30 protein-coding genes, 1 tRNA gene and 1 pseudogene are annotated in these 18205 nt (G+C 60.3%); 7 read left to right on the forward strand and 25 right to left on the reverse strand.

Annotated features, from left to right (window positions below; translation table 11 throughout):
• Window positions 1-5: 5 nt before the first annotated feature.
• The 19 genes from rpmD to rplC all read right to left on the reverse strand — a co-directional run bounded on the left by rpmD (window position 6) and on the right by rplC (window position 8755).
• Window positions 6-203 carry a 50S ribosomal protein L30 gene (gene rpmD, locus CR103_RS14730; protein ID WP_099916754.1) on the reverse strand — a complete coding sequence of 66 codons (198 nt, stop codon included), beginning with the start codon at window positions 201-203 and terminating at the stop codon, window positions 6-8.
• 10 nt (window positions 204-213) lie between these two features.
• The gene (rpsE, locus tag CR103_RS14735; protein WP_099916723.1) at window positions 214-732 is read right to left on the reverse strand and encodes a 30S ribosomal protein S5; all 519 of its coding nucleotides are present in this window, start codon (window positions 730-732) and stop codon (window positions 214-216) included.
• 12 nt (window positions 733-744) lie between these two features.
• Window positions 745-1107, reverse strand: coding sequence for a 50S ribosomal protein L18 (gene rplR / locus CR103_RS14740; protein WP_099916724.1), 363 nt, complete (start codon window positions 1105-1107; stop codon window positions 745-747).
• Window positions 1108-1118: 11 nt separating this feature from the next.
• On the reverse strand, window positions 1119-1652 hold the full coding sequence (gene rplF / locus CR103_RS14745) for a 50S ribosomal protein L6 (RefSeq protein ID WP_099916725.1): 534 nt from the start codon (window positions 1650-1652) through the stop codon (window positions 1119-1121).
• A 10-nt stretch (window positions 1653-1662) separates the two neighbouring features.
• Entirely contained in the window at window positions 1663-2058 is a 396-nt protein-coding gene (gene rpsH / locus CR103_RS14750; RefSeq protein ID WP_099916726.1) for a 30S ribosomal protein S8, read from the reverse strand.
• Between the two features lie 14 nt (window positions 2059-2072).
• On the reverse strand, window positions 2073-2378 hold the full coding sequence (gene rpsN, locus CR103_RS14755; RefSeq protein ID WP_099916727.1) for a 30S ribosomal protein S14: 306 nt from the start codon (window positions 2376-2378) through the stop codon (window positions 2073-2075).
• A 4-nt stretch (window positions 2379-2382) separates the two neighbouring features.
• Window positions 2383-2922 (reverse strand): 50S ribosomal protein L5, encoded by a 540-nt coding sequence (rplE, locus tag CR103_RS14760; protein ID WP_099916728.1) that lies wholly within the window; start codon window positions 2920-2922, stop codon window positions 2383-2385.
• A 2-nt stretch (window positions 2923-2924) separates the two neighbouring features.
• Window positions 2925-3239, reverse strand: a complete 315-nt coding sequence (gene rplX / locus CR103_RS14765) for a 50S ribosomal protein L24 (protein WP_099916729.1) — start codon at window positions 3237-3239, stop codon at window positions 2925-2927.
• A 9-nt stretch (window positions 3240-3248) separates the two neighbouring features.
• Window positions 3249-3617: a 50S ribosomal protein L14 gene (gene rplN / locus CR103_RS14770; RefSeq protein ID WP_099916730.1), complete on the reverse strand. Its 369-nt coding sequence runs from the start codon at window positions 3615-3617 to the stop codon at window positions 3249-3251.
• A 341-nt stretch (window positions 3618-3958) separates the two neighbouring features.
• Complete coding sequence (gene rpsQ / locus CR103_RS14775) at window positions 3959-4237, reverse strand: 30S ribosomal protein S17 (RefSeq protein ID WP_099916731.1); 279 nt, start codon at window positions 4235-4237, stop codon at window positions 3959-3961.
• Window positions 4234-4425, reverse strand: coding sequence for a 50S ribosomal protein L29 (gene rpmC / locus CR103_RS14780; RefSeq protein WP_099916732.1), 192 nt, complete (start codon window positions 4423-4425; stop codon window positions 4234-4236). The genes rpsQ and rpmC overlap by 4 nt, the downstream gene beginning before the upstream one ends.
• Before the next feature lie 12 nt (window positions 4426-4437).
• The gene (gene rplP, locus CR103_RS14785) at window positions 4438-4857 is read right to left on the reverse strand and encodes a 50S ribosomal protein L16 (RefSeq protein ID WP_099916733.1); all 420 of its coding nucleotides are present in this window, start codon (window positions 4855-4857) and stop codon (window positions 4438-4440) included.
• A gap of 2 nt (window positions 4858-4859) precedes the next feature.
• Entirely contained in the window at window positions 4860-5708 is an 849-nt protein-coding gene (gene rpsC, locus CR103_RS14790) for a 30S ribosomal protein S3 (RefSeq protein ID WP_099916734.1), read from the reverse strand.
• Between the two features lie 9 nt (window positions 5709-5717).
• Window positions 5718-6050 (reverse strand): 50S ribosomal protein L22, encoded by a 333-nt coding sequence (rplV, locus tag CR103_RS14795; protein ID WP_180279404.1) that lies wholly within the window; start codon window positions 6048-6050, stop codon window positions 5718-5720.
• On the reverse strand, window positions 6047-6322 hold the full coding sequence (gene rpsS / locus CR103_RS14800) for a 30S ribosomal protein S19 (protein ID WP_099916735.1): 276 nt from the start codon (window positions 6320-6322) through the stop codon (window positions 6047-6049). Before rpsS ends, rplV begins: the two co-directional genes overlap by 4 nt.
• Window positions 6323-6331: 9 nt before the next feature.
• Window positions 6332-7159, reverse strand: a complete 828-nt coding sequence (gene rplB, locus CR103_RS14805; protein ID WP_099916736.1) for a 50S ribosomal protein L2 — start codon at window positions 7157-7159, stop codon at window positions 6332-6334.
• A complete protein-coding gene (rplW, locus tag CR103_RS14810; RefSeq protein WP_099916737.1) occupies window positions 7159-7476 on the reverse strand; it encodes a 50S ribosomal protein L23 in 318 nt (105 codons plus the stop codon). The genes rplB and rplW overlap by 1 nt, the downstream gene beginning before the upstream one ends.
• On the reverse strand, window positions 7473-8096 hold the full coding sequence (gene rplD, locus CR103_RS14815; protein ID WP_099916738.1) for a 50S ribosomal protein L4: 624 nt from the start codon (window positions 8094-8096) through the stop codon (window positions 7473-7475). The genes rplW and rplD overlap by 4 nt, the downstream gene beginning before the upstream one ends.
• Before the next feature lie 2 nt (window positions 8097-8098).
• Window positions 8099-8755 carry a 50S ribosomal protein L3 gene (gene rplC, locus CR103_RS14820; RefSeq protein ID WP_099916739.1) on the reverse strand — a complete coding sequence of 219 codons (657 nt, stop codon included), beginning with the start codon at window positions 8753-8755 and terminating at the stop codon, window positions 8099-8101.
• 305 nt (window positions 8756-9060) lie between these two features.
• Between rplC and CR103_RS14825 the strand changes: the two genes are divergently transcribed.
• The 7 genes from CR103_RS14825 to CR103_RS14855 all read left to right on the forward strand — a co-directional run bounded on the left by CR103_RS14825 (window position 9061) and on the right by CR103_RS14855 (window position 15992).
• Window positions 9061-9636, forward strand: coding sequence for a TerD family protein (locus CR103_RS14825; protein ID WP_099916740.1), 576 nt, complete (start codon window positions 9061-9063; stop codon window positions 9634-9636).
• Window positions 9637-9822: 186 nt separating this feature from the next.
• Window positions 9823-10842, forward strand: coding sequence for an ATP-grasp domain-containing protein (locus CR103_RS14830; protein WP_099916741.1), 1020 nt, complete (start codon window positions 9823-9825; stop codon window positions 10840-10842).
• Window positions 10839-12017, forward strand: a complete 1179-nt coding sequence (locus tag CR103_RS14835) for a phosphoribosyltransferase domain-containing protein (protein WP_099916742.1) — start codon at window positions 10839-10841, stop codon at window positions 12015-12017. Before CR103_RS14830 ends, CR103_RS14835 begins: the two co-directional genes overlap by 4 nt.
• Window positions 11986-12747 carry a hypothetical protein gene (locus CR103_RS14840; RefSeq protein WP_099916743.1) on the forward strand — a complete coding sequence of 254 codons (762 nt, stop codon included), beginning with the start codon at window positions 11986-11988 and terminating at the stop codon, window positions 12745-12747. Before CR103_RS14835 ends, CR103_RS14840 begins: the two co-directional genes overlap by 32 nt.
• Window positions 12744-13847, forward strand: a complete 1104-nt coding sequence (locus CR103_RS14845) for a cysteine protease StiP family protein (protein ID WP_099916744.1) — start codon at window positions 12744-12746, stop codon at window positions 13845-13847. Before CR103_RS14840 ends, CR103_RS14845 begins: the two co-directional genes overlap by 4 nt.
• Window positions 13840-14751, forward strand: coding sequence for an HpcH/HpaI aldolase/citrate lyase family protein (locus tag CR103_RS14850; protein ID WP_099916745.1), 912 nt, complete (start codon window positions 13840-13842; stop codon window positions 14749-14751). Before CR103_RS14845 ends, CR103_RS14850 begins: the two co-directional genes overlap by 8 nt.
• Before the next feature lie 17 nt (window positions 14752-14768).
• Complete coding sequence (locus CR103_RS14855) at window positions 14769-15992, forward strand: TerD family protein (RefSeq protein ID WP_099916746.1); 1224 nt, start codon at window positions 14769-14771, stop codon at window positions 15990-15992.
• Window positions 15993-16040: 48 nt separating this feature from the next.
• Here the strand turns inward: CR103_RS14855 and CR103_RS23440 are convergent, their stop codons facing one another.
• The 6 genes and pseudogenes from CR103_RS23440 to CR103_RS14885 all read right to left on the reverse strand — a co-directional run.
• Complete coding sequence (locus CR103_RS23440) at window positions 16041-16259, reverse strand: hypothetical protein (protein ID WP_229443122.1); 219 nt, start codon at window positions 16257-16259, stop codon at window positions 16041-16043.
• Between the two features lie 33 nt (window positions 16260-16292).
• Window positions 16293-16598: pseudogene (locus CR103_RS24165) on the reverse strand (HipA N-terminal domain-containing protein); the annotation flags it as partial.
• A complete protein-coding gene (locus CR103_RS14870) occupies window positions 16595-17251 on the reverse strand; it encodes a DUF2784 family protein (RefSeq protein WP_229443123.1) in 657 nt (218 codons plus the stop codon). The pseudogene CR103_RS24165 and the gene CR103_RS14870, both read right to left, overlap by 4 nt.
• Before the next feature lie 130 nt (window positions 17252-17381).
• Window positions 17382-17458, reverse strand: a tRNA-Val gene (locus CR103_RS14875).
• A 124-nt stretch (window positions 17459-17582) separates the two neighbouring features.
• Complete coding sequence (gene rpsJ, locus CR103_RS14880) at window positions 17583-17900, reverse strand: 30S ribosomal protein S10 (protein WP_099789501.1); 318 nt, start codon at window positions 17898-17900, stop codon at window positions 17583-17585.
• A gap of 168 nt (window positions 17901-18068) precedes the next feature.
• A partial coding sequence (locus CR103_RS14885) for an EF-Tu C-terminal domain-related protein (RefSeq protein ID WP_502510952.1) occupies window positions 18069-18205 on the reverse strand: 137 nt, incomplete at its 5' end.

Here is an 18205-nt window from a genome sequence, read left to right on the forward strand (position 1 = left end):
AAGGCTTACGCGACAACTTTAACGAGGTACGAGACTTTGTTGATCATGCCGCGCACCGATGGGGTGTCTTCCAGCTCGGAAACCGAGTTGACGCGGCGCAGACCCAGGCCGCGAACGGTAGCGCGATGCGATTCGCGCGTGCCGATCAGGCCCATGACCAACTGAACTTTGACGGTGGGTTTGTTACCAGTAGCTTGTGTCATCTTGTTCACCTTAAGCGAGGATATCTTCAACCGACTTGCCGCGCTTGGCAGCGATGTCGGAAGCAGTACTCATTTTCGACAAACCGTTCAACGTAGCACGCACCAGGTTGTAAGGATTCGACGAGCCGGTGGATTTCGCCACCACGTCCGTCACGCCCATTACTTCAAAGATCGCGCGCATTGCGCCGCCGGCGATAACGCCAGTACCAGGCTTGGCAGGCATCATCATTACTTTCGATGCGCCGTGCTGGCCGGAAACGGTGTGATGCAGGGTACCGTTCTTGAGAGGAACCTTGATCAGGTTGCGACGGGCTTCTTCCATTGCCTTTTGCACACCGACTGGAACTTCTTTCGACTTACCCTTGCCCATGCCGATGCGGCCGTCGCCGTCACCGACGACGGTCAGTGCGGCAAAACCCATGATCCGACCACCCTTGACCACTTTGGTCACACGGTTGATCGCGATCATCTTTTCGCGCATGCCATCATCCGGCTTGTCGCTTTGCATTTTCGCTTGCATTTTTGCCATGACGATTCTTCCTTAGAACTTCAGACCGGCTTCACGCGCGGCTTCTGCCAACGCCTTCACACGGCCGTGGTAACGGAAACCGGAGCGGTCAAACGCAACTTCGGTAATCCCTGCTTTCAGTGCTTTCTCGGCGACGCGCTTGCCGACCAGTGCGGCAGCGGCGGCATTGCCACCCTTGCCGGACTTGCCTGCCAGTTCGGCGCGCACTTCGGCTTCGGCGGTCGAGGCCGAAACCAGGATCTTCGCGTCCGGGCTGATCAGGTTGGCGTAAATGTGCAGGTTGGTACGATGTACCGACAAGCGATTTACTTTCATCTCCGCAATTTTGATGCGGGTCTGGCGTCCACGACGCAGACGTGATTCTTTCTTGTCCATGGTCAGCCTTATTATTTCTTCTTGGTTTCTTTAAGCTTAACCACTTCGTCCGCATAGCGAACGCCCTTGCCTTTATAAGGCTCAGGGGAGCGGTAAGCACGCACTTCAGCGGCAACCTGGCCAACCTGCTGACGGTCGATCCCTTTGATCAGGATCTCAGTCGGGGTCGGGGTGGTGACGGTGACGCCAGCCGGCATTGCATGCGCGACCGGATGCGAGAAACCCAGCGAGAGATTGAGCTTGTCACCGGCAGCCTGGGCTTTGTAGCCCACGCCGACCAGCGTCAGTTTCTTCTCAAAGCCTTTGGTCACACCATTTACCATGTTGTTGACCAGGGCACGCAAGGTGCCGGACATCGCATTCGACTCACGGCTGTCGTTGACTACGTCAAACGTCAGGGTGCCGCCATTGTTTTCAACCTTTACCAGGCCATTAAGGGGCTGAACCAGCGTACCCAATGGACCTTTTACCGTGATCGCTGCTGCAGTGATCGCCACTTCGGCGCCAGCTGGGACAGCGATTGGCATCTTAGCTACTCGAGACATCGTCTACTCCTTAAGCCACGTAGCAAATAACTTCGCCGCCGACACCGGTGGCGCGCGCTTTGCGGTCAGTCATGACGCCTTGCGGGGTCGACACAATCGCCACGCCCAAGCCATTCATGACTGTAGGGATATCATCTTTGCCCTTGTAGACGCGCAGACCCGGACGGGACACGCGATCGAGGCGCTCGATGACCGGACGGCCAGCGTAATACTTCAAACCGATTTTCAGTTCCGCTTTACCACCGGCTTCGGTGATAGCGAAATCTTCAATGTAACCCTCGTCCTTGAGGACGTTGGCAATCGCCACTTTGACTTTCGACGACGGCATTGCCACGGTCGTCTTCTGTACGCCTTGGGCGTTGCGAATGCGGGTCAGCATATCGGCGATAGGATCGCTCATACTCATTGCATATTCTCCTATTACCAGCTTGCTTTAGTCATACCCGGAATTTCACCACGCATGGCGAATTCACGGAGCTTGGTACGCGCCAGACCGAATTTACGGAATGTGCCGCGTGGGCGACCGGTGATCGCGCAGCGGTTACGCTGGCGGGTCGGTGCCGAGTTGCGCGGCAATGCCTGCAACTTCAAACGGGCTTCATAACGTTCTTCTTCCGTCTTCGACTGATCATCGATGATGGCTTTCAGAGCGGCACGCTTCGGGGCGAATTTCTCCACCAGGTCTGCACGCTTCTGTTCGCGGTTAATCAGGGATAGTTTTGCCATGATCTCAGTTTCTGAACGGAAATTTAAAGGCGGCGAGCAGAGCTTTCGCTTCGTCGTCGGTCTTGGCGGTTGTCGTGATGCTGATATTCAAACCACGCAGCGCGTCAATCTTGTCGTACTCGATTTCAGGGAAGATGATCTGTTCCTTGACGCCGATGTTGTAGTTGCCGCGACCATCGAACGAACGGCCATTGACACCACGGAAGTCGCGCACGCGCGGCAGGGCCACGGTGATGAAACGGTCGAGGAACTCGTACATGCGGGCGCCACGCAGCGTGACCATCGCACCGATCGGGTAACCTTCGCGAATCTTGAAGCCCGCGATTGCCTTGCGTGCCTTGGTCGTGACCGGCTTCTGGCCAGCGATCTTGGTCATGTCGCCGACAGCGTGCTCGATGACTTTCTTGTCCGCGATTGCTTCGCCAAGGCCCATGTTCAGGGTGATCTTGGTCAGGCGCGGCACTTCCATTGCCGATTTGTAGCCAAATTTGGTTACCAGGTCGGCAACGACCTTATCTTTGTAAAATGCTTGGAGACGGGCCATGATTAAACCTTCACTACTTCGCCGGAAGACACAAAAACACGGACTTTCTTGCCGTCGACGTCTTTGAAGCTTACGCGGTCTGCCTTGCCAGTCGCTGCATTAAACAATGCAACGTTGGACACGTGAATCGGCATTGTCTTATCGACGATACCACCAGTTACACCGGTCATCGGGTTCGGCTTGGTCGCTTTTTTAGCGACGTTGACGCCCTCAACCACGACATGCTCAGCATCGATACGTTGCTGAACAACGCCGCGCTTGCCCTTGTCTTTTCCGGTCAGAACGATGACTTCGTCGTTTTTACGAATCTTATCCATTACGACTCCTTACAGGACTTCAGGTGCCAGGGACACGATTTTCATGAACTTCTCAGTGCGCAGTTCGCGCGTGACTGGTCCAAAAATACGGGTACCGATCGGCTCCAACTTGGCGTTGAGCAGGACGGCAGCATTGCTGTCGAACTTCACCAGGGAACCATCTTGGCGGCGCACACCTTTAGCAGTACGCACCACCACGGCGTTATAAATTTCGCCTTTTTTGACACGGCCGCGTGGCGCAGCAACCTTGATGGTCACCTTGATCACGTCGCCAATGCCAGCATAACGGCGCTTGGAACCGCCCAATACCTTGATGCACATTACTTCTTTGGCACCGGTATTGTCGGCCACTTCCAGCCGGCTTTCAGTTTGAATCATAGTATTCTCTTTCCCAACTTAAGCCGAAGAATTCCCACAATGTGGGCCTGCGGTCAGTCTTGGTCCCGCCAGTAGCTCCTGCTGGAGCCACCGATTGGGTGATGGACTTTCCAAAAACTCTCGTTTCAGGACCGCAGCCACCGGGGTGACTAATTTTGCGGCAACACATGAACGAAGCCCGCTAGTATCGCATAACACTGGCGGGCCCGCAAGAACTAAATGGTGAATCGCCCTGCCCCACGCCCCTTATACAACGGAGGGCGCCGGCCGGGCTCTTCAGATTAGCGGGGGGGTCGGGCCAGCCGCCAGGCGACTGGTCCTTTCCCCTGCTTTGCCAAGCTTTAGATTACGACAGCTGCTTGCACAACTTTGGTAACCGTCCAGGCTTTGGTCTTGGAGATCGGGCGACCTTCCTGGATCTCGACGGTATCACCCGTCTTGACCGAGTTGGTCTCGTCATGCGCGTGATACTTGTTCGAGCGCATGATGATCTTGCCGTACAGCGGGTGCTTGACGTGACGTTCGATCAAGACGGTAACCGTCTTGTCCATCTTGTCGGACACCACTTTGCCGACCAGCGTGCGCTTCAGCGCCACTTTAGCAGTTGTTGTGTCGGTCATTTGGCATCCTTCGAGTTCATCACTGTCTTCACACGCGCGATATCGCGGCGTACCTTCTTGAGTTGCGAAGTATTGCTCAGCTGCTGCGTAGCGATTTGCATGCGCATGCCGAACTGGGCCTTCAACAAATCATTCAGCTCTGTCTGGAGAGCTGCCTGGTCTTTGCCGCGGAGTTCTGTTGCTTTCATATACAACTCCTTTTATTGGCCGACTTGGCGGATGACAAACGTCGTCGCCAGTGGCAGTTTGGCGGCGGCCAGACGGAACGCTTCCCGGGCCAACGTCTCATCGACGCCGTCCATTTCGTACAGTACCTTGCCTGGCTGAATCTCAGCGACGTAGTACTCCGGGTTACCTTTACCGTTACCCATACGAACTTCAGCTGGCTTGTTCGAAATTGGCTTGTCCGGGAAAATCCGGATCCAAATACGACCACCGCGTTTGATGTGACGGGTCATGGCACGACGTGCTGCTTCGATCTGACGTGCTGTGATACGGCCGCGGGCAATTGCCTTCAGACCGAATTCACCGAACGAGACAGCGGTGCCGCGTGAATGCGAAATGCCGGTGTTACGGCCTTTCTGCTCTTTACGATACTTCCTGCGTGCTGGTTGCAGCATGGTTATTCTCCTGCTTTCTCAGCGGGGGCTGGGGCGGCAGCGGCGACGGCCGGTGCCAGCTTGACAGCAGGACGGGCACGCACAACCGGTGCGCCAGTGGTGGATGGACGGCCGGCAGGGGCGCCAGGCGGACGCGGACGGCCAGCTGGTTTGCCATCGTCACGGCGTGGGCCGCGGCTTTTCTTGTCGTCAGCCGGGGTATCGATGACTGGTGCGTCGCCGTTTGGCGCGCGGTCACCCTTGTAGACCCAGACCTTGACGCCGATGATGCCGTAGGTCGTTGCCGCTTCGCTGGTGCCGTAGTCGATATCGGCGCGCAGGGTATGCAGAGGCACGCGGCCTTCGCGGTACCATTCTTTACGCGCGATCTCGATGCCGTTCAGACGACCGGAAGACATGATCTTGATACCGAGAGCACCGAGGCGCATTGCATTTTGCATTGCACGCTTCATGGCGCGGCGGAACATGATCCGTTTTTCCAGCTGCTGGGAGATCGAGTCCGCGATCAGCTGCGAGTCGATTTCCGGCTTGCGGATTTCTTCGATATTGACGTGTACAGGAACGCCCATGATCTTGGTCAGCGCGGTCTTCAGTACTTCGATGTCCTCGCCTTTTTTACCAATGACCACGCCCGGACGCGAGCTGTAGATCGTGAAGCGCGCGTTCTTGGCAGGACGCTCGATGACGATGCGGCCGACCGAAGCGTTCTTCAGTTTCTTTTTCAGATAAGCACGTGCTGCGAGGTCTTCGTTGAGCATTTGGGCAAAGTTACCATTGCCCGCGTACCAACGCGACGCCCAGTTACGGGTTACTGACAGGCGAAAGCCTGTTGGATGAATCTTCTGTCCCATCGTGACCCCTTAGTTTCCGACAGTCACGTAGATGTGACAGGATTGTTTCGAGATACGATCGCCCCGGCCCTTAGCGCGTGCAGTGAAGCGCTTCAGGATCGGGCCCTTTTCAACGTAGATCTGAACGATCTTCAACTCGTCGATGTCGGCGCCATCATTGTGTTCGGCGTTCGCAATTGCGGACTCGAGCACTTTCTTGATGATGGTTGCACCTTTTTTCGGGCTGAATTGCAGAATGTCGAGTGCTGCGCCGACTTTCTTGCCGCGGATCAGATCAGCAACCAGGCGGCCCTTTTGGTCCGACAGGCGCACACCTTTGAGGATAGCTTTGGTTTCCATTATTTCTTCGCCTTCTTGTCAGCGGCATGGCCCTTGAACGTGCGGGTCAGTGCGAATTCGCCGAGCTTGTGACCAACCATGTTCTCGGAGATATACACCGGCACGTGGAGCTTGCCGTTGTGGACTGCGATCGTCAGGCCGATGAAGTCTGGCGAGATCGTCGAACGGCGCGACCAGGTTTTGACTGGCTTCTTGTCTTTGATCGCTTGCGCGGCTTCGACTTTTTTCACCAGGTGGGCGTCCTGAAACGGCCCTTTTTTCAATGAACGTGTCATGTCTTATCCTTATTTCTTGCCGCGGCGCGAGACGATCATCGAAGTCGTACGCTTGTTACGGCGCGTCTTCTTACCCTTCGTCTGTTGGCCCCAAGGCGACACTGGATGACGACCAGCTGCGGTTTTACCTTCACCACCACCGTGCGGGTGATCGACCGGGTTCATGACCACACCGCGAACGGTAGGACGAACACCGCGCCAGCGCATCGCGCCAGCTTTACCGATCTTGCGCAGGCTGTGCTCGGCGTTACCGACTTCGCCTACCGTTGCACGGCATTCGATGTGGACGCGGCGCACTTCACCCGAGCGCAGGCGGACCTGGGCGTAGGTGCCTTCGCGGGCCATCAGCACGACGCCGGCGCCGGCGGTACGGGCCATCTGGGCACCCTTACCTGGCAGCATTTCGACACAGTGCATCACGGTACCGACCGGGATGTTGCGGATTGGCAGGCAGTTGCCCGACTTGATCGGCGCTTCCGAACCGTTCATCACCGAGTCACCAATGGCCATGCCTTTGGTGGCGATGATGTACTGGCGCTCACCGTCTGCATAGCACAGCAGGGCGATGTTGGCGGTACGGTTTGGATCGTATTCGATCCGCTCGACCTTCGCCGGAATACCATCCTTCTGGCGCTTGAAGTCGATCAGGCGATAGTGCTGCTTGTGACCGCCGCCGATGTGGCGGGTGGTGATGTGACCGTTGTTGTTACGACCAGCAGTCTTCGATTTCTTTTCAACCAGGGCAGCAAACGGACGACCTTTGTACAGGTCGGGGTTCACCACCTTCACCATGCCGCGACGGCCTGGTGAGGTTGGTTTCATCTTTACGAGTGCCATTATTTAGCCTCCTCGGAGAAGTTGATTTCCTGGCCAGGCTTCAGGCACACGAAAGCACGCTTGGTATGGTTGCGACGGCCATTGAATCGGCCCGAACGCTTCTGCTTACCCTGGCGATTGGCTGTCTGCACGGACAGGACTTCAACCTTGAACAACAGTTCAACGGCTGCCTTGATTTCAGGCTTGGTCGCATCCGGCAATACGCGGAACACGATCTGCTCGTTCTTTTCCGCGACCATGGTGGCCTTCTCGGAAATGATCGGCGCCTGGAGCACCTTCATCAGGCGCTCTTCGGAAAATTTCATTACGCCGCTCATGCGAACATCTCCTCGATCATGGCCAGCGCTGCTTTGGTGACCACGATTTTTTTGTAGAACACCAGCGACATCGGATCTGCATGCTTCGGCTCGACGACGAGCACGTGCGGCAGGTTACGCGATGCCAACAACAGGTTTTCTTCGATCGTGTCGGTGATGATCATGACCGACTCCAGACCCATGCCCTGCAGTTTTTGCGACAGCAGCTTGGTCTTCGGAGCATCAATGCTCAAGGTCTCGACCACGACCAGGCGCTCTTCGCGCGCCAGCTGGGACAAGATCGAGCAGATACCTGCGCGATACATCTTCTTGTTCACCTTGTGGGTGAAGTTCTCGTCAGGCGAGTTCGGGAAGATGCGTCCGCCGCCGCGCCACAGTGGCGACGACGACATACCGGCACGAGCGCGGCCAGTGCCTTTTTGGCGCCATGGCTTTTTGGTCGTGTGGTGGACTTCTTCACGGTCTTTCTGCTTGCGGTTACCCGAACGCGCGTTAGCGGCGTAGGCGACGACGATTTGGTGAATCAGTGCTTCGTTGTAGTCGCGACCAAATACGGTATCGGCTGCAGCGACGTTCGAACCTGCGACAAGTCCTTGCTCATTGAGAAGCTTGAGTTCCATAATTAAGCTCCCTTCTGTGCTTTGGATTTAACAGCTGGCGAAACGATCACCTGGCCATTTTTCGCACCTGGAATCGCGCCTTTGACCAGCAACAGCTGACGGTCGGCATCGATACGGGCGACTACGAGATTTTGTACAGTACGGTTGACGTCACCGAGGTGTCCGGTCATGCGCTTACCAGGGAAAACGCGACCTGGATCCTGCGCCATACCGATCGAGCCTGGTACGTTGTGCGAACGGGAGTTACCGTGGGTCGCGCGACCGGAAGAGAAGTGATAACGCTTGATGACGCCGGCGTAACCCTTACCAATCGTGACACCTTGCACGTCGATCTTTTGACCGACTTCGAACAGCGAAGCTGGGACAACGTCGCCAGCTTTCAGTTCGGCAGCTTTTGCGGCATCGACGCGGAATTCCTTCAGCATCGTACCGGCTTCAACGCCAGCTTTGGCGTGATGACCCGCAACTGCCTTGGTCACGCGGGAAGCGCGACGTTGACCGAATGCGACCTGAACAGCGGCGTAACCATCTGTTTCAGGAGTTTTGATTTGCGCAACACGGTTGTTCGATACGTCCAACACGGTAACCGGGATCGAGTCCCCTTCATCCGTGAAAATGCGCATCATACCAACCTTGCGACCGAGAAGGCCCAGGCTCATTTTTTCTCCATGCCCCACCTGCGATTGGGCGGGGCTAACTGTTTAACTACCAAGTAAAGGACGGATTCAACAAAGACGAATCCATACCGAAGCCGGCAAGTATAACGCCTAAAAAGGCTTGACGCAACAGATTAGTTAGGGGTATGGCGCGCTGTCGCAGCCGGATGCGACAGCGCTCGGTCACGCCCCGGGGGGCAACCGTATCCGGCGACTATTTTTCCGCGGTCGCTGTACATCAAAATAGTTATTGCCTATATTATTGGTAAAAGCACTATCGTGATCGTCAACCACATGAGGAGTTATCCATGGCAATCAGTCTGCAAAAAGGCGGCAACGTCAACTTGAGTAAAGAAGCGCCCGGCCTCACCAAGGTGATCATCGGGCTTGGCTGGGATCCGCGCTCCACCGATGGCGCCACGTTCGACCTGGACGGCAGCGCATTCATGCTCAAGTCCGACGCCAAGGTACGGGCCGACACCGACTTCATCTTTTACAACAACCTGAAATCGACCGACGGCTCGGTGACGCATGCCGGCGACAACACCACCGGCGTCGGCGAAGGCGACGACGAAAAGCTTACCGTCGACCTGGCTGCGGTGCCGCCGGAAATCGCCAAGGTGGCGTTCTGCGTCACGATCCACGAGGCGGAACAGCGCAAGCAAAACTTCGGCATGGTCGGCAAGGCCTACATCCGCTGCCTGAACGCCAGCGGCGAAGCCGAACTGGCGCGCTACGACCTGTCGGAAGACGGTTCGGTCGAAACGGCAATGATTTTCGGCGAGCTGTATCGGGCCGGATCGGAGTGGAAATTCAGGGCCATCGGCCAGGGCTTCAAGGGCGGCCTCGGCCCCCTCGCGCGCTCGTTCGGGGTCGACGCCTGACCGGAGCTGCCGCGCTGCCGCGCTGCCCGCGGACATGGGGTCCCGTGCCTCGTGTGCGCTGCGGATCGACGCTTGGGTTTACCGTCATAATGGCGGCTAGCACATGCATGCGATCGGCGTCTGCGGCAGCAAGCCGCAGTCGCCCGATCCGATGCCTCAAATTACTTCGCATTCATAAAGGGTCCCATGCGCGTATGGTTCAACAGGACATTCTCGTCCGTGTATTCCGCAATCAACCTGATCCGGGAGGCGGACGTCGAAGGCCGCTTCCATCTTATCTATAGCAACGCCAACCCGCACGCCGCGGCGGCGCGGGTGGCGCATGAATTCCATGAAGAGCCTAGCGGGCTCGACAAAGATGCCTACATCGACTGGTGCCTCGATTTTTGCCGCACGCAGCGGGTCGACATTTTTGTTCCCGGCAAGGCGTCGACCGCGCTGGCCGGCTTGCACGCGCGCTTTGCAGCGCTTGGCACGCGGGTGCTCAGCGCTGCCGCGCAGGACGCGCTCGAACTGATTCACGATAAAGCGCGCTTTTACGCCGCCGCCGATGTGCCCGGCGCGCCGGTGGCGCAGTTCCGGCCGTTCGAGACGCTGGCCCAGTTCGACGCCGGCCACGCCGAACTGCGCCCGCGCCATGCGCAACTATGCGTCAAACCGTCGAACTCGGTGTTCGGCCTCGGCTTCGCCATCCTCGACGAAAAGCGCAGCAGCGCCGCCTTGCTGATCGCCGGCGCCGAGTACCACATCGGCCTGGACGATTTCCGGCGCGGCATTGGCGAACTGGGCGAATTTCGCACCATGCTGCTGATGGAATACCTCGACGGCCATGAGTACAGCGTCGACTGCGTCGGCGACGCCGGCCGCCTGGTGTGCGCCATCGCGCGCAAAAAACCAATGAAGGCCGGCCAGGGCCAGCTGATCGACATGCGCGCGGACATCCTGGACGCCACCGCGCGGCTGACCCGCACCCACAAGCTGAACGGCGTCTTCAACGTGCAGTTCCGCGAGGGTGCGGGCGAACTGCGGCTGCTGGAAATCAACCCGCGCATGTCGGGCGGCATCGGCATGGCTTGCGTGGCCGGCCCCAATCTGCCCTGGATCGCATTAAAAGGCTTTGCCGACGGCTTCGACCAGGTCGCGGTGCCGGCGGTGCGCAACGGCATCCGCGTGGCCGAACTGAGCGCGGCGACGGAGCTGACATGAGCGCGCAGCCTGACGTTTACCGCATAGCGCTGCCGACCGGCGCGCTCGCGCTGGCGATCCACGACAGCCAGTTCGCGCTCGACGACATCATGGGCTTTGCCGCGCGCGACAATGCCAAGCGCGGCTTCCTGTTCCTGTCCAAGGTGCTGGGCAAGCACTGGCCGGTGCGCCCGTCCATGATGGCAGCCATCCACCAGTGCCTCGCCGCGGCGGTGCCGGCCATGCAAGGGCCGCTGGTGTTCATCGCCATGGCCGAAACCGCCATTGGCCTCGGCCAGGGCGTATTCGAAGCGTGGCTGCGCGCCCACCCGGGGCAGGACGCGCTGTTCCTGCACACGTCGCGCTACCGGGTGGGCGACGCTGGAATCATCGAATTCGAGGAGGCGCACAGCCACGCGCCGCGCCAGTTCCTGCACCTTCCGCCGGGCGAACGCGAGCGCGCTTTGCTGCTTGGCGCAAAAGCGCTGGTGCTGGTCGACGACGAGGCCAGCACCGGCAACACGTTCCTGAACCTGGCCAATGCCTGCCGCAAGCTCAATCCCGGGCTCGAGCGGGTGCACCTGGCCACCATCACCAATTTCATGGGCGCCGATGCCACCGCCGCGCTGACCGGGCGCTTCGGCCTGCCGGTGACGTTGGGCGCGCCGGTCAGCGGCGAATACACGTTCGAAGCGGGCCCGCTGGCGCCGTCCGGCGCCAAGGCACAGCGTTTCGACCCGGACGCCGATCGCGGCGCCAGCGCCGGCTTCGGCCGCTATGGGCTCGAACGGCCACTGGCGTCGCCCGAAGCGCTGGCCGCCAGCCTGGCGGCGCAGGTCGCGGCGGCTGACAAAGTCCTGGTGCTGGGCACCGGCGAATTCATGCATCCTGCCTACCTGCTGGGCGCGGCGCTGGAACGGCGCGGCGTCGACGTGGTGGTGCAGTCGACTACCCGTTCGCCGATCCTGACCTGGGGCGCCGTCTCGGCGGCGTTAAGTTTTCCGGACAACTATGGCGAGGGTGTTGCCAATTTCCTGTATAACGTCAGCCCGGGCCAGTACGACCACGTATTCATTTGCCATGAAACAGCGCCGAACCCGGCGTTGTTCAAGCTTGCAGGCGAGCTCGACGCGCGCCTTTTCCATTTCCTGACCGAGACACATATTGAAGAAGTTTCAGAAATTCCTGTTCGCTGACCTGGACGACACGCTGTTCCAGTCGCTGGAAAAATGCGGCGCCTGCGATGCGCTGGAGCCGGCCGCGTTCCTCAAGGACGGCAGCCCCATCTCGTATTCCACCGCTGCCCAGCGCGCCTTTTTTGCCTTTGCGCAGGACGGCATGACGGTGATCCCGGCGACCGCGCGCAACCTGAACGCGTACCAAAGGGTCGGCCTGTCGTTTGCCAGCTACGCCGTGCTCGACTACGGCGGCATCGTGCTGAACCCAGGCGGCAGCGTCGACCAGCCCTGGCTGGCGCGGATGCAGCAGGCGATGCACGCCTCTCTGCCCGGCCTGCAGGAACTGGCCGCGCTGATCGACGCCTGGGCCGGCCGCACCGGTTTTGGCGGGCGCGCGCGCCTGATCGAAGATTTCGCCACGCCGTTCTACCTGGTGGTCAAGGACCCGGAAAAAATCGCCGCGCGCCTCGAGCCGATCGAGCGCGAGGTCGTGCAGCCGTGGCTCGACGCCGGCGGGCGCGACTACTTCATCCACCGCAACGGCAACAACCTGGCGATTTTGCCGTCCGCGCTGAACAAGTCGCATGCGGTGGCCTACGTCACCGAGCGATTGCGCCAGGAACATGGCGATATCATTACGTTCGGCATCGGCGACAGCCGTTCCGACGCGCGCTTCATGGCAGCCTGCGACTATGCCATCGTGCCGAGCCGCACCCAGCTGGCCGGCTTGACCTTGGGAATGCTATGACGGTGTTAGAAAAAACTTTCTCGGGCAGTTACCGTGCCGGCGACGTCAGCTTTTTGCTCAAGCCGCTGCCGCTGCAAGGCTTCGTCGACATCGCCGAGAAGGAATACCTGATCCAGTCCGGCCAGCGTCACTACAGCGAGATGCTGTCGCCGGAAGCGCTGCCGTCGGCGCGCTACCTGAGCGTGTTCCGCGAAGCGTGCGATGCCAACATGGCGCGCATGGCCGCGGACTGCCTGGCACTGGCGGCACTGATCGCCGAGCGGCGCAGCGGACCGGTGACGCTGGTGTCGCTGGCGCGCGCCGGCACGCCCGTCGGCGTGGTGCTGAACCGGCTGCTGCCGGCCGTGTTCAACCGCGCAACGAGCCACTATTCGGTGTCGATCATCCGCGACCGCGGCATCGACCAGGTCGCGCTGGAACACATCCTGGCGCACGGTCATGCGCCCGGCTCGATCGTGTTTATCGACGGCTGGACCGGCAAGGGCGTGATCTCGCGCGAACTGGCCAGCGCGGTGGCCGCATTCAACCAGCGCCACGGCACCGCCATCGACGGCGGCCTGTACGTGCTGTCCGACCTGGCCGGCAGCGCCGCGTGCGCCGCATCGTGCGATGATTACCTGATTCCTTCGAGTATCCTGAACGCTACCGTGTCGGGACTGATCAGCCGTTCGATCCTGAACGAGGCGATCGGCCCGGCAGATTTCCATGGTTGCGTGTATTACCAGCAGTTCGAAGCGCACGACCAGTCGCAGGCATTCGCCGACGACCTGGCCAGCCAGGCCATGGCGCTGGCCGCGCTGCCGCGCAAGGCCGCCGCACCGTCCGACAAGGAAAGCGCGGCGGCAGTGTCGCACGCCTACATGATGGCGGCGTTACAAGAACATGGCATCAGCGACGTCAACCTGGTCAAGCCGGGCATCGGCGAAGCGACGCGCGTCTTGCTGCGTCGTACGCCGCGCCTGCTGATCGTGCGCGACGCCGGCGCGCCTGAAGTGGCGCACCTGGCATTGCTGGCGCAAGAGAAGAACGTACAGATCGTGGTTGACCGGGCCCTGCCCTACCACGCGGTTTCACTGATCAGGAGTGCATTGGATGGCTAAGTCGATGGGCGCGTCGCTGTACGTGCCGGCGAATCACAAGGACTTGATGGCGGTCGCCGACGGCGAGCGCATCGGGCACGCACGGTCACTGATTTTCTGCACCGAAGATTCGGTCGCCGATCACGACCTCAGCTGGGCGCTGTTCAACCTGTCGGTGGTGCTGGCCAACATGTCCGCCGACCGCCGCACCGAACGCTTCGTGCGAGTGCGCAATCCCGAGGTGATGGCGCGCGTGCTGGCCATGCCCGGCGTCGACAAGCTGACCGGTTTCGTGATCCCGAAGGCGACACGGCATAATTTCGAGCCCTATTTCCGGCTGGTGCGCGATACCGACCACATGTTGATGCCGACGCTCGAAACGGCGGAAGTGTTCAACGACGACGAGATGCGCGAATTTCGCAAGATGCTCGAAGCGCCCGGCGTGCGTAGCCGCATCCTGGCGCTGCGCATCGGCGGCAACGACCTGCTGGCCCTGCTCGGCCTGCGCCGCCCGCGCGGCATGACGATCTACCGCACGCCGCTGGGGCCGGTCATCGCGCGCCTGGTGACCACCTTCCGCCCCTATGGCTTCGTGCTGACGGCGCCGGTGTTCGAGCACCTCGACCTGCCCGAACTGCTGGACCAGGAAGTGGCCGAAGACATTGCCTATGGCATGGTCGGCAAGACCGCCATCCACCCGACCCAGATTGCGCCGATCGAACAGCATTACCGGGTCAAGCCGCGCGACCTCGAGGCAGCCAGGGCGATCCTCGACGTCGACGCCCCGGCTGTGTTTAAAATGCACGATTCAATGTGCGAGGTCGCGACCCACCGCGCTTGGGCCCAGCGCATGGTGGACCAGTCGAATGTATTCGGCGCCCATCCCCACGACGTGCCAAGCCCGGCGGCGTCGGGCGAAATGTAACTCACCAGGAGACTGACATGAACGAATTTGCGCGTGGACAAAAAGGAAAACTGGCCGACCTCGGCTGCAACTCGCCCTTCACCGTCGAGCTCGACATCGCCGCGGCCGGCATGGCGATCGATGTATCCTGCTTCGGCGTCGACAGTGCCGACCAGCTGGCGGACGAGCGCTACATGGTGTTCTACAACCAGCTGGCCAGTCCCGAGGGAGCGGTCAAGCTCGATCTCGCTGGCGGCAAGGCGCGCTTCGCGGTGAACCTGGAGGCGCTGCCCGCCTCGGTCGCCAAACTGGTGTTCGTTGCCGCGATCGACGGCAACGGCACCATGCGCGCCGTTGGCCAGAGCGCAATGAACCTGGGCGGCGCGGTGCGCTTCGCATGGTCGGGCGCCGACTTCCAGGATGAAAAGGCCGTCATCGTCGGCGAAGTTTACCGCAAGGATGGCGTCTGGCGTTTCGGTGCGGTCGGCCAGGGCTTTAATGGCGGCTTGTCGGCGCTGCTCAAGCATTTTGGCGGCGCCGAGGCGGCGCCGTCTGCCGTCCCGGCGGCTGCGCCCGTGCCCGCTGCTACCCCAGCGGCAAAGCCGGTGTCGCTGTCCAAGGTAACGCTCGAAAAACGCGGCGACAAGATCTCGCTCGACAAGCGCGCCGGCCAGGGTTTCGGCCGCATCCACGTCAACCTGAACTGGAACCAGAACAGCGCCACGGCGGCGCCACCGGTCAAGATTGGCTTTTTGGCGAAACTGACCGGCGCGGTGGCCAGCACCGGCATCGATCTCGACCTCGGCTGCATGTACGAGATGGCCGACGGCAAGACCGGGCTGGTGCAGGCGCTCGGCAACGCCTGGGGCGAGCTCGATCGACGCCCTTACATCAAGCTCGAGGGGGACGACCGCACCGGCCAGGTCGCCGGCGGCGAAAATCTGACCATCAATGGCGACCATTTCAGCGACATCAAGCGCGCGCTGATCTTCACCTTCATTTACAAGGGTGCGGCAAACTGGGCAGCGACGGACGGCGTGGTCACCATCAAGATGCCCGAGCAGGCGCCGATCGAAGTGCGGCTCGATCAGGGCGGCGACCAGCGGATGTGCGCGATCGCGATGATCGAGAACGTCGGCGGCAGACTGCAAGTAACCAAGCTGGCCGAGTATTTTGCGCAGGAAGGCAAGCAAAGCGCGCACGAGTTGATGGACCGCCGCTTCGGCTTCGGGCTGCGCTGGACCACCGGCACCAAGGACTAGCCTTTAGTCTTTAGTCTGCTACCTGCGCGCACATCTCGGAAATCACGATCAGGCGCGCAGCAGGCGCAGTTCTCCGGCAAAAAAGTGTCGCGCCACTTCAGGCTCGGGGCAATGCGCAAGCATGGCGCCTTGGCCGGCCTCGATGGCGGCGATAAGCTTGCCGGCCTCGCGCGGCATTGCCGCCAGCATGCTGTCGAGTTCGCGCGTCGCCGTGCGTGGCGCCAGGCCCTGTAGCGATAGTGCCCTGACGCCAGCCTCGGCGGGCACGTCATTGCCAGGGTCGCGCAGTATCAGTGAACCGGCCGACTCCGCGCCAAACCAGGCGAGCAGCCCGAAACCATCTTCCGCGCTCAGTTTGGCGTCTTTCGCAATCGTCGTGCGCAGGGCTTCTTCGGGCAGCAGGTTATCGAAATATCACTGGACCGGACGGCTCGTGGCGCCGTCGGCATGGTGCTGCGTCTTCCGGGACAAGCCGGGCGACAGGTCGAAGCCGCGCGCCGATTCGCGCCACCCTTCGGCATAGGTGAATTGCCACAGATCGTTTTCGTCGCGCAGGGTGCCGACCAGTGCATTGTTGACGAGCACCTGAAGCTGGCGGATGCTCATTGTTTTTCCTGTCCGGCGACAGCCTTCGGAGCAGGCGCTGTTTTCTTCCGTGGCGTGAAAGGCTTGACACCCTTGGCCTTGAGCGCCGACAGCGTTTCTTTTACCTCGTCCGGCACGGCGGCCTGCAATTCGACGCCGAGTTCGGCGAGTATTTGCATCACCCTGCCCAACTGGACGGTTTCCTTGCCCCGTTCGACTTCGCGCACGAACACCGGGCCGACACCGGCGCTGCCGGCGACATCGATGCCAATGCGTCGTTTCAAGCGTCCGGGACGTACGATCACCCAGCTATAGACGACCGCCAGGGCAAATGCTGAATACACTGCGATGAAGACCCATGGCTGCGCGTGGTAAAACAGCAGCTTGCCAAGCCAGAAGGAAATGAAATCACCTTCATGCAAGGGGGCGCCGGCGCGCTGGCGCAACCATTGCTCGAGGTCGGTCAGCGGGCAGACAATGCCCAGCCACGATTGCATCACGACGTACCCGATGGCGGCCAGGTGCAACACGCGAAACGTGCCATTGCGCACCCATTGCCATTTGCGCCTGCCGCCGAGCAGGACCAGCATCAGGCCGGCAACGATGAACAGCACCACGCTGGCGTGAAGGGCCAGGACGGCGTTGGCGAGGAACAGGTAGGATTGGTGGCTCACCGGGCAAGCATACCCGTGGCAGCCAAAACGCATCGGGGCCGGGAAAGTTCGCATCGCTGCGCACTGGCCCGGCCCCGATCCCAATCTTTGATCATGAAAGCTGACTGCGCCGTTCACGTTGCTGCTTGTCTGGTGGGCGGTGCAGAATTCGAATCTGCGACCCCTTGGATGTCGACCAAGTATTCTAACCAGCTGAACTAACCGCCCTGAGGGGCCGAATTATAGCGGGCTTAAGGGCAAATAGACAAGGGCTGCGGGCGAAAAAAAACCGGAGGCGCATGAACGGCTCCGGCTTCTGCTGGCGGCCTGCTGGCCGCCATTCGAACAACAATTATTGCAGCTTGATTTCGACGTCGACACCAGCTGGCAGGTCCAGCTTCATCAGCGCGTCAACGGTCTTGTCCGTTGGGTCGACGATGTCCATCAGGCGCTGGTGGGTACGGATCTCGAACTGGTCGCGCGACGTCTTGTTGACGTGCGGCGAACGCAGGATGTCGAAACGCTGGATACGCGTTGGCAGTGGCACTGGGCCCTTGACGACGGCGCCGGTGCGCTTGGCGGTTTCGACGATTTCGAGTGCCGACTGGTCGATCAGCTTGTAATCGAAGGCCTTCAGGCGAATGCGGATTTTCTGGTTTGGTGCGGACATGGTATTTCCTCTAAAGAGCGAACCGCACTTATCGCGCGGCAATATATGGGGACCGACATTGTACTATGAAACTGCAGGCCAGGGACCCAAAAGCCCCTGGCCTGTTTTTACGGTGTCGCAATCAGCGATAACCAGAAGGGACAGACCCGCAGGGTCTTTCCCCTAGGATTATTTGCCGGCGACTTCGCTCAGGATCTTTGCAACCACGCCGGCGCCGACGGTACGACCGCCTTCACGGATAGCGAAACGCAGGCCTTCTTCCATCGCGATCGGGTTGATCAGCTTGACGGTGATCGACACGTTGT

Origin of the sequence: Massilia psychrophila (genome assembly GCF_002760665.1) — a bacterium.
Lineage (GTDB): Bacteria > Pseudomonadota > Gammaproteobacteria > Burkholderiales > Burkholderiaceae_D > JAFCUW01.

What these genes read in the sequence shown, in the direction of transcription:
- CR103_RS14830 (WP_099916741.1), top strand. Translation starts at nt 9,823, where the DNA reads ATGCGCGTATGGTTCAACAGGACATTCTCGTCCGTGTATTCCGCAATC.
- rplB (WP_099916736.1), bottom strand. Translation starts at nt 7,159, where the DNA reads ATGGCACTCGTAAAGATGAAACCAACCTCACCAGGCCGTCGCGGCATG.
- rplC (WP_099916739.1), bottom strand. Translation starts at nt 8,755, where the DNA reads ATGAGCCTGGGCCTTCTCGGTCGCAAGGTTGGTATGATGCGCATTTTC.
- rpsH (WP_099916726.1), bottom strand. Translation starts at nt 2,058, where the DNA reads ATGAGTATGAGCGATCCTATCGCCGATATGCTGACCCGCATTCGCAAC.
- rpsE (WP_099916723.1), bottom strand. Translation starts at nt 732, where the DNA reads ATGGCAAAAATGCAAGCGAAAATGCAAAGCGACAAGCCGGATGATGGC.
- CR103_RS14855 (WP_099916746.1), top strand. Translation starts at nt 14,769, where the DNA reads ATGAACGAATTTGCGCGTGGACAAAAAGGAAAACTGGCCGACCTCGGC.
- rplR (WP_099916724.1), bottom strand. Translation starts at nt 1,107, where the DNA reads ATGGACAAGAAAGAATCACGTCTGCGTCGTGGACGCCAGACCCGCATC.
- rplX (WP_099916729.1), bottom strand. Translation starts at nt 3,239, where the DNA reads ATGGATAAGATTCGTAAAAACGACGAAGTCATCGTTCTGACCGGAAAA.
- rplE (WP_099916728.1), bottom strand. Translation starts at nt 2,922, where the DNA reads ATGGCCCGTCTCCAAGCATTTTACAAAGATAAGGTCGTTGCCGACCTG.
- CR103_RS14825 (WP_099916740.1), top strand. Translation starts at nt 9,061, where the DNA reads ATGGCAATCAGTCTGCAAAAAGGCGGCAACGTCAACTTGAGTAAAGAA.
- CR103_RS14835 (WP_099916742.1), top strand. Translation starts at nt 10,839, where the DNA reads ATGAGCGCGCAGCCTGACGTTTACCGCATAGCGCTGCCGACCGGCGCG.
- rpmC (WP_099916732.1), bottom strand. Translation starts at nt 4,425, where the DNA reads ATGAAAGCAACAGAACTCCGCGGCAAAGACCAGGCAGCTCTCCAGACA.
- rpsS (WP_099916735.1), bottom strand. Translation starts at nt 6,322, where the DNA reads ATGACACGTTCATTGAAAAAAGGGCCGTTTCAGGACGCCCACCTGGTG.
- rpsC (WP_099916734.1), bottom strand. Translation starts at nt 5,708, where the DNA reads ATGGGACAGAAGATTCATCCAACAGGCTTTCGCCTGTCAGTAACCCGT.
- rpsN (WP_099916727.1), bottom strand. Translation starts at nt 2,378, where the DNA reads ATGGCAAAACTATCCCTGATTAACCGCGAACAGAAGCGTGCAGACCTG.
- rpsQ (WP_099916731.1), bottom strand. Translation starts at nt 4,237, where the DNA reads ATGACCGACACAACAACTGCTAAAGTGGCGCTGAAGCGCACGCTGGTC.
- rpmD (WP_099916754.1), bottom strand. Translation starts at nt 203, where the DNA reads ATGACACAAGCTACTGGTAACAAACCCACCGTCAAAGTTCAGTTGGTC.
- CR103_RS14845 (WP_099916744.1), top strand. Translation starts at nt 12,744, where the DNA reads ATGACGGTGTTAGAAAAAACTTTCTCGGGCAGTTACCGTGCCGGCGAC.
- rplD (WP_099916738.1), bottom strand. Translation starts at nt 8,096, where the DNA reads ATGGAACTCAAGCTTCTCAATGAGCAAGGACTTGTCGCAGGTTCGAAC.
- rplW (WP_099916737.1), bottom strand. Translation starts at nt 7,476, where the DNA reads ATGAGCGGCGTAATGAAATTTTCCGAAGAGCGCCTGATGAAGGTGCTC.
- rplN (WP_099916730.1), bottom strand. Translation starts at nt 3,617, where the DNA reads ATGATTCAAACTGAAAGCCGGCTGGAAGTGGCCGACAATACCGGTGCC.
- rplP (WP_099916733.1), bottom strand. Translation starts at nt 4,857, where the DNA reads ATGCTGCAACCAGCACGCAGGAAGTATCGTAAAGAGCAGAAAGGCCGT.
- CR103_RS14850 (WP_099916745.1), top strand. Translation starts at nt 13,840, where the DNA reads ATGGCTAAGTCGATGGGCGCGTCGCTGTACGTGCCGGCGAATCACAAG.
- rpsJ (WP_099789501.1), bottom strand. Translation starts at nt 17,900, where the DNA reads ATGTCCGCACCAAACCAGAAAATCCGCATTCGCCTGAAGGCCTTCGAT.
- rplF (WP_099916725.1), bottom strand. Translation starts at nt 1,652, where the DNA reads ATGTCTCGAGTAGCTAAGATGCCAATCGCTGTCCCAGCTGGCGCCGAA.